Here is a 14,057-nt window from a genome sequence, read left to right as displayed (position 1 = left end):
AGCCAGACACTAACTACTCAGCCGGAACAGCACCAATGGTTTTATCGCTTAAGCGTGGGCGTTCATCATTACGGCAGGCAGGTATCTGCGTTGATGAAAATACTATAAGCAGACCAAGCACTATTGTACTTATATCAACACCGTTTGATAAAACATCACCTACGGAATTGGCAGTCCAGAACTGTGCACCTGTATAAATCGCATTTATCACAGGGATACATAATACAAGCATGCCAAGTGTAGCCATGAGCTGCTTCACATTCCGGTATCCGTCTTGCTGAAACAACGAGAACACGGTGGTGCCAATTGCTACAGTGAAATATGTCACGCCAGTCCAATACATGCGTTCAGCTTCAACGCCGGTGTATAGTTTATCGAGATAGAACAATGCTGCGGTTGCAAGAGGAAACCCCATGCAGACACCAATGTTAATGCGGCTTAAGCGTTCATAGAACGCATCGCTTTTCTTGCCTTCCGAGCCATGCAAACGGCGTTCTACAAACAGCATCAACCCCGTTGCGGTCAGGATTGTCATAAACAGACCCAGTGCCGCATAAATCCACTTCAGCCATATACCGCCGTAAGTCGCATAATGCAGGGGCGTAAGCGCATTAACAACACGGTTTGCGGCCGTAACGCGGGTAATATCCAGTTCGGTATCGACAGCTGTTCCGTCAGCACCACTGATGGTGACCTGATCAAAAGAACTCAGCTCTGTCTCGGACGGGTAAATAACACGGTAAACGGCATTCTTGTCACCGTAGTTATCTACGATCACCCGAACCGGTTTCATGTCTGTTCCCGGGAATTTGAGTGTATGCACCTGATCCATTGAATACATTTGTACAATTTCACCAGATGCTTGCGGTGGTTCGCCCAAGACCTTGGCAATCAACGCTTCTGTGTCTCCCTGAAAAGCAATCAGCGCAACAACAGGGCTTAAGATGGTTACCACACCAAGGAATGCCCCTGTGAATGAGATCATGATATAAAACGGCAAACCAAATATACCGAGGACTTTATGACTGTCCTGCCATTTCAAACGGTCTGATCGTTGCAGCCTCAGTGTGAAAAAATCTTTGATGATCTTACCGTGGATCAAAATACCGGTGATGATTAACACCATCATGACAACGCCTGCGATACCAACAAGTGTGCGCCCCAATGTGGTTGGCAGCATTAGCTTACGATGAATATCCAGTATCCAGTGTGAAAGACCGTCACCGCGCTCCGGTAATAATTTTGCTGTTTCAGGGTGCCACTTCTCTTCTATGAAGGTGGTCTCGCCGCTGTCGTCGCTGTAACCCGCAAACGCCATGTAATAAGGTGCGATGTCATGGGGGAAATCAAGCCGTGCAAATGTCAAAGTTCCCTTACTGGATGTTGCTGCAACGAACTCTTTAAATTGTTCATTGATCGCAGCCGTCCGCTCCGGAACGGCGAGCCGTAGCGAAGGGTTTTCCCAAGGGCCTAACTCGTCGCCAAATAAAGCAACTGTACCTGAAAAGCAGACAACATAGATGAACAGTCCGAGCAAAATACCCGCCCAGGAATGAAGGTCGTATAATCTCTTGTGACGATCTTGTTTCATTTTAACCTCTAAACTGGTGTGGGCGTAGTCAGCACGATGCCGATGCCTATCAGGCAAATTCCGATAAGCGCTGTCGTGACGCGCCATACTTTCTTGTCCCAGTAACAATAGAACATGAACGCAGTCCATATCACCGGTATGAAAACAGTGAGCCACAGAGCGCGTTCAGAAAAATCGCCCGGCAAACCCAGAAGCAACCCGGCACCAATGAGTACGGTCGCCAGAACAGACAGGATGGTGACATTAAAAACACGCATGGCACTTCCTCCTTCAAATATTAAACAGCAGGCTCAGTGGTGTAACGATCAGGCCGCCCACTGCCATTGCGTTATTCACTGATGGGTGTGTTTGAACCGAGAAAATAAATAACAACCCCGTACCGGTTATAAGTGCCAACCACAGCGCAATGCCGCGCTCCAGGCCAACAAGCTGTGCACACGGATACAGCGCGAGAAAAAACACGAGCCAGGCAAAAAGCTGTGTAGTTTTTCGCCGCGCTTTAGACATGCTGAACACCTCATAAGCCGAGCGTTTTTCTTCAGAATGATAAAATCCAAACCAAGCCAGATACGACAGCGACAGCCCCGTAATTATCATGCCTCTACACCTCATTTCAGCACCGAATAATTATGTGGGTATCACATGGTTTTTTATATTGCAATTAAGAATCATTATTATTACTAACTCAGTTAAGAATAATTCGCATCTAGGGGTCTATCATGCAAACCACATCGTTTTTCAGCTCAGTTAGTTTATTCGCATTTGCGTTATCTGGGGGTGCAAATGCATTTGCACAGCTCGCGGAAACGGCCGACATAAAACCAATCGAAGAAATTGTAGTAACTGGGGAAAAAGTATTTCGTTCACTGCAGGACACGCCGACAAGCGTGGCAGTTATCACCAATACTGACATCAGCCAGCAAAACATCATCAGCCTTGAAGATCTGTTTGATCGCACAGCCAACATAACATCAAGCTTTGGTGGCAGGAACTACACCATTCGCGGCATCAACAGCACCAATGTTAGCGGTATCGGGCGCGGTGATCTGGCAACCATTTACGTGGATGGCTCACCCTTGCCGCGCAATGCAACATTGGTTGGCCCGATTGACGTTTGGGACTTGCAGCAGGTAGAGGTTTTTCGTGGACCACAGTCCACCTTGCAAGGGCGCAACACACTTGCTGGCGCTGTTATTATCAATACAGCCAATCCAACATACGAATGGACAGGCCGCGTGCGCGCTATTGCAAATACAGGCGCTGAAGAACAGCGATTAGGTGTTGCGCTTGGTGGGCCTATCGTTGAAGACCAGATTGCCTTTCGCCTGGCAGCCGAGGTTTCAGAAACCGAAGGTGTTATCGACAATCGCACACTGGGCATTAAGGCAGACAGCGGCGATTCCACTTTCTTCAGAGCAAAATTACTGATTGAACCCGAGGCCATTCCCGACCTGAGCGTTCTACTTTCCTACACGCGAGACGAACGTCGCTTTGGCGCAGAAACAGCAGAGCTGAACACCAATGATGCCTTCAACAACCGGGAAACTTTCAGCAACCGGGACAGCTTCGACGAAACATTTGTCGACATAGGCGTTGTAACCATTGATTATGATTTTAACGATGCTCTCAGGCTCACATCGATCAGCGCTATCAACTCCGGAAAACGCAGGCGCGCACGTGATGGTGACTTCACTGCTGAAGACCTAGAATTCAACTCTTTCGATAGTGATGCCAAAACATACACGCAGGAACTGCGGCTTGCAGTTGACAGTGGATCACTCACCGGCGCGGTAGGTGGGTATTATTCAAAACTAGAGATTCCAGACGAAATCTCGCGCAATACAATTGGCCTTGATTTTGTAGAAGACCTTGGTCTGATCAATGCACTTGTTGGCGGGTTTGGACTGAGCCATGAGCTGGCAAATCAGGTAGCCAGCTTCTATAGCGATCCAATTTTGATCCAATCAGAAGCACGTAATCCAATCGACATTGAAACATACGCGCTTTTTGGTGATTTCACTTATCAACTGAACGACAGTATTCGCCTTATCGGTGGTTTCCGCTACGACTCTGAAAAACAATCAGTGATCACCAGCAGTGACGTTTCCATTGTGTCCACCCTGCCCGACCCTGCCGCGTTTCCAGCCGCACTTGCGCCCATCATTACAGGTGTAAATGGCTTTGCGCAGGCCCAAGCTGACAATGCATCAACAGCACCTGTCACATTACGGTCACCCACGTTTAGCGCGTTCTTGCCGAAGCTTGGCATTAGCTGGGGTATCGCTGATGAGCGCAACATCAGTTTTATTGTGCAGCGTGGTTATCGTTCAGGCGGTGTCGGTGTCAATCAGGCCCGTGCAGAGGCCTTTGAATTTGACCAGGAGTTTATCTGGAACTACGAACTCTCATGGCGTAGCCGCTGGCTCGACAACAGGCTTACACTCAATGCCAATGCATTCTATATCGATTGGGCAGACCAGCAGGTTAACGTCCAGATATCTGACAATATTTTTGATGTTGAAACACAAAATGCGGGCAGCTCTGAAGTGCTCGGTTTTGAGGTGGAAAGCAATTATCAAGTTAATGCCAACCTGACGATTTATGGCTCTGTTGGTTACGCAGACACACGCTTTAACGAATTTGATGTGGTTGTAGCAGGAGAGGTTAGAGACTTTTCAGGCAATGAATTCCCCAACGCCCCCAAATGGACACTCGCCGGCGGCGTCACGTGGCAAAATGATGATGGCTTCTTCATCAACCTGAACGGCAACCACACGAGCGCCGCTTTCCCGCGCGCCGACCAAACGCAAGCCGAACGTGCAATCAATGCGCGCTTCCTCGCAAACTTCAAGGCTGGCTGGGAAAATGAACACTTCGGTGTTTTCATAACCGGTGACAACATCTTCAACGATGCGTCCATTCAATCCATTTTCCCGTTCAACCCAGACTTTGAAGACACGCAGCCCAACTTTGCAACATTCGGCGAACCACAAACATTTGGGCTGCAAATCGAAGCTAAATTTTAAGCCAACAGAAAACACCCACCAAAGATACCAACCAATAATACAGGAGAAAATTGTACGTGAGCCAGCAACGTGAATGCGAAAACAAACCCCGGACAGAAACACCCCGCTGGATACTAAGGGCCATGCGATCATGGGTGCGCGCAATCCTTGCCAGTTCATGCTCGAAAACACGAAGCTGGCACGCACAGGTATGGCAGGAAAGCTGCGCAGCATTCGGCAGCGGTGACGCAGTATCTATCTGGGGTACTTTTATGGCGCACTTATGTACTGAAAGCAGCGTTACATTTCAGCAAGGGTGTGCAGGGTGTGGCCGCGTGAGCGATGATGAAAATGCTTTGCTGCAGTGTATTGCTGCACATCAAACGGGCAGTAAGCAAAAAGCAAACATGATTTTGCAAAAATGGTTTAAAGGCGAAGCCTTGTGGCAAGCCGATGCGCTTGTAGAGGCCTTCGCTGATCATTTGAGCCAAAGAGGGTTGATCATTCCGTCAAGCCAAGAGGCGTTACCCGCCTTCGAGTTGACAGGCAGCACGCAAACACACTTCCACAGCGTAAACTAAATACCGCTCCAGCCCAGCCTCATAACAGGAGCGCTGGGCATTTTTCATGCAGACAATCGTTCCTGTCTGCTTGACTTGGCGACTGGCATAAATGTTGGCGACAAACCTTATGCGCCTCATCCGCTTGCTTTCGCCGCTATTTGCTACAGATTACAAAAGGGGAAAACAGTTCGGCGAACCTGTATGGGAAGACATCATTATGCAAAAAGCAATTGTGGCATTTGTTATCATATTTGCCGGTGTGTTTCTTTTACGGGAGCAAATCAGCGTTCGGTTATTTGCGCGTATCCTTGAAAACAGAATGGATCCATCAGCCACACGCCAACTGGAAGACGGCCTTCATGTTGCGCTGTGCGGTGCAGGCTCACCGCTGCCTGACCCTGAGCGAAGCCCGCCATGCACACTTGTTATTGCAGGCAATCAAACCTTTCTGTTTGATGCCGGTACAACAGCAGCCGCACAAATTGCCCAAATGGGATTTAACATCGGCGACCTTGATGCGGTGTTTCTCACTCATTTTCATTCTGACCATCTGGGCGGACTGGGTGAGGTTATGCTGCAACGCTGGATTGGCGGCAGCAACAAAAGCCCCTTGCCCATTTACGGCCCCGAAGGTGTTTCGGCTGTGGTTGATGGCTTCAACATGGCCTACAGGCTGGATGCTGATTACAGAACCGCACATCACGGCGAGGTGGTAGCCCCGCAATCAGGCGCGGGCGGTGTTGCTAGCAAGTTTGCTGTGCCAACCGAAGGTCTTCAGCCCATTGTCAATACAGGCGGTGTTGAGATCAGCGCCTTTTCCGTATCGCATAACCCCGTATCGCCTGCTGTTGGTTTTTTGGTAAAATACAAAGACCGATCACTGGTTATCAGCGGAGACACGGCACAATCTAACAACCTGCTGAATGTAAGCCAAGGTATTGACCTGTTGTTGCATGAAGGGCTTTCCAAACGCCTCGTCAAAGTTGCTGAGCAAAGCGCAAGGAATGTGGGACGTGAAAACCTGGCCAAGATATTTTTCGATATTCGCGACTATCATACCGACCCGGAAGACGTCGCACGCATCGCGCAGGAAGCGGGCGTTGGCTATCTTGCTTTCACCCATATTGTTCCCATGTTACCGTTGCCGGGTATGGAAAAGGCCTTCCTTGGTGCTGCGCCTGACATATACGGTGGCCCCATCCGCGTTGGTCGGGACGGTGATATCATCAGCATGCCTGCGGGCAGTGATGTCATCACGCTGGATTAGGCTTGCAAAACAGGTATCGAGCTTACGCAGTCGCTTCCACGCGCTCACATTGGTGGCTAACCATCCGCGACCAACCAGATTTGGTTTTTGCGTCTGCCGCCCAAGTCATGCCGGTTTCAGTAGGCCAAAAGCCAAACCGAGCAAGCCCGGCTGGCATTTCAGCCTCAAACCCTTTTGCACCTTCATGCATCGCCTCAACGTCCGCAAATGTGCCGATCGTTTGCCCGCCGTCACTGGTGAACGACCAGAACGTCGGGACTTTGTCACGGCTGAGGCCGTAGTGCGCGATTTCCTGATACTTCTTTTTGCCGCCGCCGATGTCCCAATTGGCCTCAAGGCGGATAAACTTACCGTCCAGTATTTTGTTATATGACCGCACGCAAACAACCTTGCCCATCGGGGTGTCCGGATCTTCTACGCGCCATGTTCCGAGTAACGGTTGCATGAAGCCCATTTTTCCGCGCCCTTGTTTCCAATGGTCATACATATTCTTATCCTAACACAATTGATCAATAGCCAACTATTCGGTTGAACAGACAATAAAACAGGCATCCTAATCTAACGCGGCAAGCTTCCCATAATTTACCCGGCATTTCCATAAATAGCTAAGCGCATACTTCAAACCAAAAATGGTCGTCCACACTATTGTCACACTTCACTAAAGACTTATTCTCCATAGCTACCAAGAAAATATTCAGCTTGTTATCGAAAACATACAACTTATAAGGTACCTCTGAAAATGGAAGCGCCCTGCTTTGCGGCATCTTCTCAATATAAAAAGACATTAGACGTGGGGGTCACAGAATGGCTAATCAATCTTCGATCGATATTTTGGTCAATCAATCAAAACAAGAGAGCGTGCAGGCTTTCAAGGAACATATGGAAAAATCCATGTTGTTTCGCCAAAAACCGCGCAATCAGGAATATGCCATCAAGCGTGCCGTGCGTAATCAGATTGAAGGTGGGCACTATATCGAGCTTGGTGTTGCAACGGGTACAAGCTGCAGGCTGTTTGCCGAGATACTGGCCAAAAAGTCCTTGACCATAACCGGTTTTGACAGCTTCGAAGGGCTGGAAGAAGATTGGACAGGCATTCAATCTGGTCGAGCAGCAGGGGCGTTCACACAGTCCGGCAAGCTTCCTGAAGTGCCCGCGAATGTCACACTGGTGAAAGGGTGGGTCGATGACACCCTGCCACCTTTCCTTGAAAAGATCGGGGCTGATGCACGGTTTGCTTTTATCCATATGGATATGGACACCTATAAACCGACGCGGTTTGCGCTTGAGGCTTTAAAGCCTTTCCTTACGAGCGGTACGGTAATTTTGTTTGATGAGCTGTACGGATATCCAGGATGGCGGCACCATGAATATAAGGCCTTGCTGGAAGTGCTTGACCCCGACGCCTTCACCTACATTTCTTTTTCGGAAGAGTCAGTTGCCATTGAAATAAACTGATTGGCTTGAGTTCTATCTTCAACAGGAAGCCTCAACCTGTTTCAGCTATGCGCCAAAACTGTCATTTACAAGACGGTTTTGACGCACGAAGATCATGTATATCCTGGTCAGGTTGAGTGTCCGTTATCAACCAAAAGCAGACATCATGACATCACAACTCTAACTAGTCATCCACCCTACACCCAAAGCACAACAAAAACCATCAGGCGTCATTGTTATCCATATCAAGGATCATCTTCCATGCGCCGGACTTGTCGCGTTTATAAACAAGGACCAAACGCCCTTCAGGGTTTCGAACATCACCAGTGTCACGCATTATCATGGTGCCGTAAAACCGACCAGCGACCACAACCACGTCGCCAAAATCTTGCATCACTTCGATATCAAAACCAGAGGTGATATCAGCGGCTTCAATGCGCGGTATATACTTGTCGCGGATGGCTTGCGTGCCCACAGTAACCGGCTGCTTCTCGTTTACCGTCATTGTGTTTTCATGGCATGTGCTAACCATTGCCTCAATATCACCGTTATCCAGGCCGCTGTTCCAGACATTAATAACAGCTTCAATTTCCTTGCGTACGCTCATTTGTTATCTCCTGTCGGGGTAAGTTCGGTAAAATATTGACCAACAATTATTTCGTCTATCTCGGCTAAAAACGCCTTGGTCGCATCGCGTGTTGCAAACGTTGGCGTCACACGTTTTGCTGTTTCGTGATCAGGAAATTCATAAATTTCTGCAAATAAGGTCGGTCGGTCTTTTGCCGTCGTCACATAGGTTTTCCACGCCTCCACCCCATCAACGCTCAGGAAGTCAGCGCGCGCCGCTTCCCGTACAACTTCTGCCCGCTTTGGGTCTTTCATTTTCAAAATAAAAATTTCGGTAATTTTCTGCATGTATCTCTCGCTTTCATTTGGCGCGAACCCATGTGTTCGTTAGGCCTTGTATTGCAATATAAGGTCTTCTATTGTTCTATTTAATAGTATAATTATAATCAAACTGATCGGATTTATGATCAATGAAGAATGCAAGCTACGATGATCTTGTGGTTTTTGCCGAAGTCGCACGAGCTAAAGGCTTTCGGGCTGCCGCTGATAATCTGAACCTCAGTGCTGGTTCTGTTAGTGAAACAATTCAGCGAATAGAACACCGGTTAGGTATTCGTTTAATTGAACGCACCACGCGGAAAATGTCTCTTACCAATGCAGGTGTCAGGCTTTTCGAGCGTACCCTTCCGGCTTTGGCAGATTTAGACAGTGCGCTTAGTGATTTGGGTGAAGAACAGGGCATAATTTCAGGCACGCTGCGTCTTTCAGCACCGCGTAGTAGCTCACCGTTTTTCCTTGATGAGGTAATCGCAAAATTTAGCGCCGCCTATCCAGCGGTTAATATTGAGGTCATATATGACGACAAGAAAGTTGATCTTGTCACATCCGGGATTGATGCAGCTATTCGCTCTCAAACCTTGCTCGAGAATGAAACCCACGCCGTTCAAATTGGTCCAAAACTGGATATGGCGCTGGTCGCATCTCCCGCATATCTGGAGCGCAACGGCACACCCAAAAAGCCGATGGATTTAACAAACCATGACAGCATTTGTTTTGCTTTCGGCCGCGCAGACAGCTTGGCACCGTGGTCATTTGCCGAGAGAAACAAATCTCCGTACACGGTGACACCTAAACCACGCATCATTGTTAATGATCTGGTTTCCATGATCAACTTTGCAAAAGCAGGCTTGGGTTTTGCCTATGTTTACCGAAAACCGATCGAGCCTTTCATTACGTCAGGCGAGCTAGTCACATTATTTGACAAACACATTCCGCCATTGCCGCAATATACAATCAATTATCTGACAAAACGCCACATGCCAGCCCGACTGCGCGCATTTATCGATCTGGCTAAAACGTTATGACACAGCTTGGTGTAGATTACAGGTTCACCCATTGCTGTTTCAGGCCCACTAAATGAACAAGGCCGAAAAGCAGACAAATTGCTGAGCTCCATACCCAGAATTCAGGTGTGCGTCCCATAGGCGAGCTTATTAAAAACAGGCCACCAACACCACGCGCCAGATAAACCAGTGTAATTAAAACCAGCGCGGTGCGCACCAAAGGCAAGCGCAGAATAAGCCCCGCAGCAGAAAATGCATAAACTGCCCAGATAGAAAGAACAACCACGATACCGCTTGTTATCAAAGCTGGCTGCATACTTCCCTGTTCAGCAAGTGTTGCCATTTGCTCACCAGCACCAAAGAACCGGTACCAGGGCGCACCGAAATAGATACATCCAACATGCAAAAGCGCAGCAAACGCACTTAAAATACCGGCAATGACAAGAAAGATATTCATGCTGTTAGGCACCTCCGCTTCCGGCACTCACTGACGCTTAAATTACCGCCTGAAATAAAGACAATAATGCGTGACCGGAAAGCGCGCAACCGATGCGCCTTTATGTGCGATTTAATGCCTGCTCAATATCCTCGATCAAGTCACCCACATCTTCGATGCCTACAGACATACGGATCATACCCAGTGTAACGCCTTGTGCCCTTATCTGCTCATCTGTGAGGCGCGCACGGAACATAACGGCTGGCTGCACAACAAGAGTTTCAACACCACCCAGGCTTGGTGCATTCAGGCATAGCCGAAGCCGAGATATAAAGGCTATGCCTGCATCGTAGCCATCTTTTAGATCAAAGGTTACCATGCCGCCAAACCCCGTCATCTGGCGTTTTGCCAGCGCGTGCTGCGGGTGTGAGGTTAAGCCGGGGTAATAAACATCAGCCACCGCTGTGTGACCCTCAAGGAAGGTAGCAATTTTCATTGCGTTAGCGTTATGAATATCCATGCGCGCCTTCAGTGTCCGCAAACCGCGCATAGCAAGCCATGCATCAAACGGCGCGCCGATGGGCCCAAGGTCCATGCTTGTGTCCCAAATTGCATCCAGATGCGCCTGGCTTCCAACAACAATGCCTGCAAGCAAATCATGATGCCCGCCTATGTATTTGGTGGCGCTATGTACAACGAGGTCAATACCGAAGCTTAGTGGTTTCTGGTTGATGGGGGATGCAAACGTGTTATCGCAAATCGTCAGCACATCTGCGGCTTTTGCAACCTTGGCCATCGCCTTCAGATCAGTTAGCGTGGCAAGCGGGTTAACTGGTGTTTCAATAAGAATGAGCTTTGTATTGGGCCTGATCGCTGCTGCGAACGCTTCAGGTTTTGTTTGGTCAACAAAGCTGGTTTCCACACCGTAGCGGGTGAGCACATTACGCAGAAAATTCGAGATTGAGCTATAATGCCCATCCTGTGCAACGATATGATCACCTTGTGCGACAAAAGTAAGGATGGCCGTTGTCATCGCGCCCATACCGGAAGACAGCACCAGCCCTGCTTCCGCTCCTTCTAGGTCAGCGACAATTTTGGCCAAACGCTTGGCCGTTGGGTTGCCGTGCCGCCCATAAAACATATCATTGTGTGGCTCAACCGCTTTACGGGCAAAATCCTCAGGCCCTTCCGCCAGATAGTTAACAGATTGGCAAATGGGCGGCGAAATAGCCTGATCTGTTCGAAACGCTTCATCGGCATGCAGCGACACCGTTGCGGGTGAAAGTACTTTGCTTACCATTGTGGTTTCCTATCAATACCAAGAACGAAGTAAATTTATATACTTTGACCTGATCGAATTATGGGGCAATATTTCACGCAAACGGGCCAACGGGAGAAAATGTTGCACAGCCTCAGCACATCTTCTGCTGATTTCATTGAAAGCATAAACCGCCCTGTTGTTGTGCTGTCAAAAGAGTATGCGCGCGGCCATCACACTGGCCTGCATATACATGAGAGAACGCAGTTTCTCTTCGCAACACAGGGCACAATGAGGGCACGCACACAGTATGGGTCATGGATCGTACCGCCGGCATACGGGCTGCTTATCCCCGGCGGTATGGAGCATGAAGTTGAAATGCTAGAGGAAGTGTCCTTGAGGTCCGCCTATATTCAGCCAGCAGTAATGCCCGAGGCGTGTTTGAGAACATGCCGCGTTATTCAGGTTCCGCTTCTGCTTTCCGCATGTATCGACAGGTTTGCGAGCAGACCGCTTGAATACGATAATGATGACATTGCCGGCAACCTCGCCGCGATAATCATAAAAGAAATAGCAACTATTCCGCCTTCTGCAATGGCACTGCCGTTTCCTGCAACGCCGAAGTTTCAAGCAATGACTGACGCCATGCTTAATAATCCGTCCATTCCAAAGTCCATTGATGACTGGGCATTTGAGCTGGGCATGAGCAGGCGCTCCTTTACACGCGCATTCCGGCAAGATACCGGCCTCACCTTTGATCAGTGGCGACAGCGGTTACGGTTTCAAGCGGCGGCGCAGCTAATAGCGTCAGGCCAACCTCTGTCCCGTATCGCCCCTAAAGTTGGTTACACGTCCGCCGCAGCACTGAAGGCGATGATGAATAGGCTTAACTGAGTGTACCTACGGCTGAAAAAGTGTGATAAATCCGCGCAACAAAACCTGTTCACATTGAAGATGCTGCATTTTCAACTGGGCAGCCTTCGGGGCGGCAAATACTTTCGTTACATAAACGGCAAATACGCCGTGCTTCATCATTCCCGTTTGTTAGCGAACGAAGCACAGTTTCCATAGCGGGTGTCAGTGCAGCTTTTTGTTCATCGGCGAGCATTTCCAGCACAGCAGACGTAATGCGGCTTCTAGCCTCTAAAACGATACCAGCTTTGCTACGTCCTTCCGTTGTTAGACGGATAACAACAGCACGTGCATCATCACGACTGCGGCGTCGTTCTACAAACCCGTCTTCTTCCAGGCCATTGATCAAACGCACCGCCCCCGAATGAGTCAAATTCAAGACGCGGCAGAGAACGTCGATTGTATCATCCGGGTGGTTGCCAACTGTCACAAGCGCTGTTGCCGCGTTGGAACTGCGAAACCCAAGCTTGGAAATTTCATCATCAATACGAATGGCAACACTCGTTGCAAAAGCCCCTAATATATTGCTCATGTATGCTTTCGTACTCATAACCTTTATTATATGACCCAGTCATAAAAAAACAATAGACATGTCACGCATCATTTTATATGACTGGATCATATAAAATCAATAACGACGATGGAATTATGAAATGGCCCACATATCTAGAGCAATAGCCCTCGCATTAGCAGTTATAACAATCCCCTTCACGGGCCAGGTGTTTTCGCCCATGCGTTGGAACAATCTACATGCTCAAGAGGATACAAAAATTATGTCCAAAATTTCTGAAAACTTAGGCTATGAAAAGCAATACAAAACCGTTCTAGGCAAACGCATGGCTTACATTGAGCACGGTAAAGGTGATCCAATTGTCTTCTTACACGGCAATCCTACCTCATCCTATCTTTGGCGAAACATCATGCCACACCTTGAAGGGCGAGGGCGTTTGATCGCTGTTGACATGATCGGTATGGGCGACTCTGATAAATTAGATAACACTGCTGATGGCAGTTATTCGCTTGCCGAAAACAGCAAATATACATTTGCATTACTAGAAGCAATCGGCGTCAGCAAAAATGTTACACTCATTTTGCACGACTGGGGTTCTGGTGTTGGCTTCAACTGGGCAAATCAAAATCAGGAAAAAGTTAAAGCTATTGCTTTCATGGAAGCAATTGTTACTCCATTCCCGACATGGGATGAGTTTCCGCACGAATTACACGGTCCAATCGGCACTCTTCGTTCAGCAGAAGGTGAAAAGCTTGCCCTAGAAGATAATTTCTTCATTGAAACACTTTTGCCTGCAACAATTGGACGTAAATTAAGCATAGCAGAACATGCAGAATACCGGCGCCCTTTCCTCAATTCAGGGGAAGACCGTCGGCCAACTCTTGCCGGACCACGTCAGTTACCAATTGCAGGTGAGCCCGCAGATACCGTCGCACTTGTTGATAATTATGCCGATTACCTGAAGAATTCCGAAGATGTTCCCAAGCTCTTTATCAACGCGGAACCCGGCGCATTTCTCGTTGGCTATGCACGTGACTTTGTAAGGACTTGGCCGAACCTGACGGAAATAACCGTCAGCGGATCTCACTTCATTCAGGAGGACAGCCCACACGCAATCGGCACTGCTATTGCGAACTGGCTTCCTGAATAATTTTAGCTATAGACCAATAA

Annotated in this window: 16 protein-coding genes; 7 read left to right on the top strand and 9 right to left on the bottom strand. The window is 48.6% G+C overall.

Going from position 1 to position 14,057, the window contains the following annotated elements; all coding sequences use genetic code 11:
• Positions 1-13: 13 nt before the first annotated feature.
• The 3 genes from OEU88_RS07125 to OEU88_RS07115 are packed head-to-tail and all read right to left on the bottom strand — an operon-like array spanning position 14 to position 2,188.
• On the bottom strand, positions 14-1,591 hold the full coding sequence (locus OEU88_RS07125; RefSeq protein WP_262694453.1) for a PepSY-associated TM helix domain-containing protein: 1,578 nt from the start codon (positions 1,589-1,591) through the stop codon (positions 14-16).
• Between the two features lie 8 nt (positions 1,592-1,599).
• Positions 1,600-1,848 (bottom strand): hypothetical protein, encoded by a 249-nt coding sequence (locus OEU88_RS07120; RefSeq protein WP_262694452.1) that lies wholly within the window; start codon positions 1,846-1,848, stop codon positions 1,600-1,602.
• Positions 1,849-1,861: 13 nt separating this feature from the next.
• On the bottom strand, positions 1,862-2,188 hold the full coding sequence (locus tag OEU88_RS07115) for a DUF3325 domain-containing protein (RefSeq protein WP_262694451.1): 327 nt from the start codon (positions 2,186-2,188) through the stop codon (positions 1,862-1,864).
• 122 nt (positions 2,189-2,310) lie between these two features.
• On the opposite strand from OEU88_RS07115, the gene OEU88_RS07110 reads away from it, so the two are divergent.
• The 3 genes from OEU88_RS07110 to OEU88_RS07100 all read left to right on the top strand — a co-directional run bounded on the left by OEU88_RS07110 (position 2,311) and on the right by OEU88_RS07100 (position 6,426).
• The gene (locus OEU88_RS07110) at positions 2,311-4,617 is read left to right on the top strand and encodes a TonB-dependent receptor (protein WP_262694450.1); all 2,307 of its coding nucleotides are present in this window, start codon (positions 2,311-2,313) and stop codon (positions 4,615-4,617) included.
• A gap of 56 nt (positions 4,618-4,673) precedes the next feature.
• A complete protein-coding gene (locus OEU88_RS07105) occupies positions 4,674-5,177 on the top strand; it encodes a hypothetical protein (RefSeq protein WP_262694449.1) in 504 nt (167 codons plus the stop codon).
• Between the two features lie 91 nt (positions 5,178-5,268).
• Positions 5,269-6,426, top strand: a complete 1,158-nt coding sequence (locus OEU88_RS07100) for an MBL fold metallo-hydrolase (RefSeq protein ID WP_262694448.1) — start codon at positions 5,269-5,271, stop codon at positions 6,424-6,426.
• A gap of 22 nt (positions 6,427-6,448) precedes the next feature.
• Here the strand turns inward: OEU88_RS07100 and OEU88_RS07095 are convergent, their stop codons facing one another.
• Positions 6,449-6,913, bottom strand: a complete 465-nt coding sequence (locus tag OEU88_RS07095; protein ID WP_262694447.1) for a hypothetical protein — start codon at positions 6,911-6,913, stop codon at positions 6,449-6,451.
• A gap of 317 nt (positions 6,914-7,230) precedes the next feature.
• Here OEU88_RS07095 and OEU88_RS07090 point away from each other — a divergent pair, with 317 nt between their 5' ends.
• Entirely contained in the window at positions 7,231-7,881 is a 651-nt protein-coding gene (locus OEU88_RS07090) for a class I SAM-dependent methyltransferase (protein ID WP_262694446.1), read from the top strand.
• A gap of 202 nt (positions 7,882-8,083) precedes the next feature.
• Here OEU88_RS07090 and OEU88_RS07085 read toward each other — a convergent pair whose 3' ends face one another.
• Together OEU88_RS07085 and OEU88_RS07080 are read right to left on the bottom strand one after the other, a co-directional pair.
• Complete coding sequence (locus OEU88_RS07085) at positions 8,084-8,467, bottom strand: YybH family protein (RefSeq protein WP_262694445.1); 384 nt, start codon at positions 8,465-8,467, stop codon at positions 8,084-8,086.
• Positions 8,464-8,775, bottom strand: coding sequence for a hypothetical protein (locus OEU88_RS07080; protein ID WP_262694444.1), 312 nt, complete (start codon positions 8,773-8,775; stop codon positions 8,464-8,466). The genes OEU88_RS07085 and OEU88_RS07080 overlap by 4 nt, the downstream gene beginning before the upstream one ends.
• Positions 8,776-8,897: 122 nt before the next feature.
• Between OEU88_RS07080 and OEU88_RS07075 the strand changes: the two genes are divergently transcribed.
• Entirely contained in the window at positions 8,898-9,791 is an 894-nt protein-coding gene (locus OEU88_RS07075) for a LysR family transcriptional regulator (RefSeq protein ID WP_262694443.1), read from the top strand.
• A gap of 16 nt (positions 9,792-9,807) precedes the next feature.
• On the opposite strand, the gene OEU88_RS07070 is transcribed toward OEU88_RS07075, so the two are convergent.
• Together OEU88_RS07070 and OEU88_RS07065 are read right to left on the bottom strand one after the other, a co-directional pair.
• Positions 9,808-10,227 carry a hypothetical protein gene (locus OEU88_RS07070; protein ID WP_262694442.1) on the bottom strand — a complete coding sequence of 140 codons (420 nt, stop codon included), beginning with the start codon at positions 10,225-10,227 and terminating at the stop codon, positions 9,808-9,810.
• A gap of 100 nt (positions 10,228-10,327) precedes the next feature.
• Positions 10,328-11,506, bottom strand: coding sequence for a trans-sulfuration enzyme family protein (locus OEU88_RS07065; RefSeq protein WP_262694440.1), 1,179 nt, complete (start codon positions 11,504-11,506; stop codon positions 10,328-10,330).
• 99 nt (positions 11,507-11,605) lie between these two features.
• On the opposite strand from OEU88_RS07065, the gene OEU88_RS07060 reads away from it, so the two are divergent.
• Positions 11,606-12,358, top strand: a complete 753-nt coding sequence (locus OEU88_RS07060) for an AraC family transcriptional regulator (RefSeq protein ID WP_262694438.1) — start codon at positions 11,606-11,608, stop codon at positions 12,356-12,358.
• Between the two features lie 49 nt (positions 12,359-12,407).
• On the opposite strand, the gene OEU88_RS07055 is transcribed toward OEU88_RS07060, so the two are convergent.
• Positions 12,408-12,908, bottom strand: a complete 501-nt coding sequence (locus OEU88_RS07055) for a MarR family winged helix-turn-helix transcriptional regulator (protein WP_262694437.1) — start codon at positions 12,906-12,908, stop codon at positions 12,408-12,410.
• A 241-nt stretch (positions 12,909-13,149) separates the two neighbouring features.
• On the opposite strand from OEU88_RS07055, the gene OEU88_RS07050 reads away from it, so the two are divergent.
• A complete protein-coding gene (locus OEU88_RS07050) occupies positions 13,150-14,037 on the top strand; it encodes a haloalkane dehalogenase (protein WP_262694436.1) in 888 nt (295 codons plus the stop codon).
• Positions 14,038-14,057 lie beyond the last annotated feature (20 nt).

The organism is Kordiimonas aquimaris, from assembly GCF_025574485.1.
GTDB lineage: Bacteria > Pseudomonadota > Alphaproteobacteria > Sphingomonadales > Kordiimonadaceae > Kordiimonas > Kordiimonas aquimaris.
The sequence above is the reverse complement of the archived record's forward strand: the minus strand, read 5'-3'. Positions and strand labels throughout refer to the sequence as shown.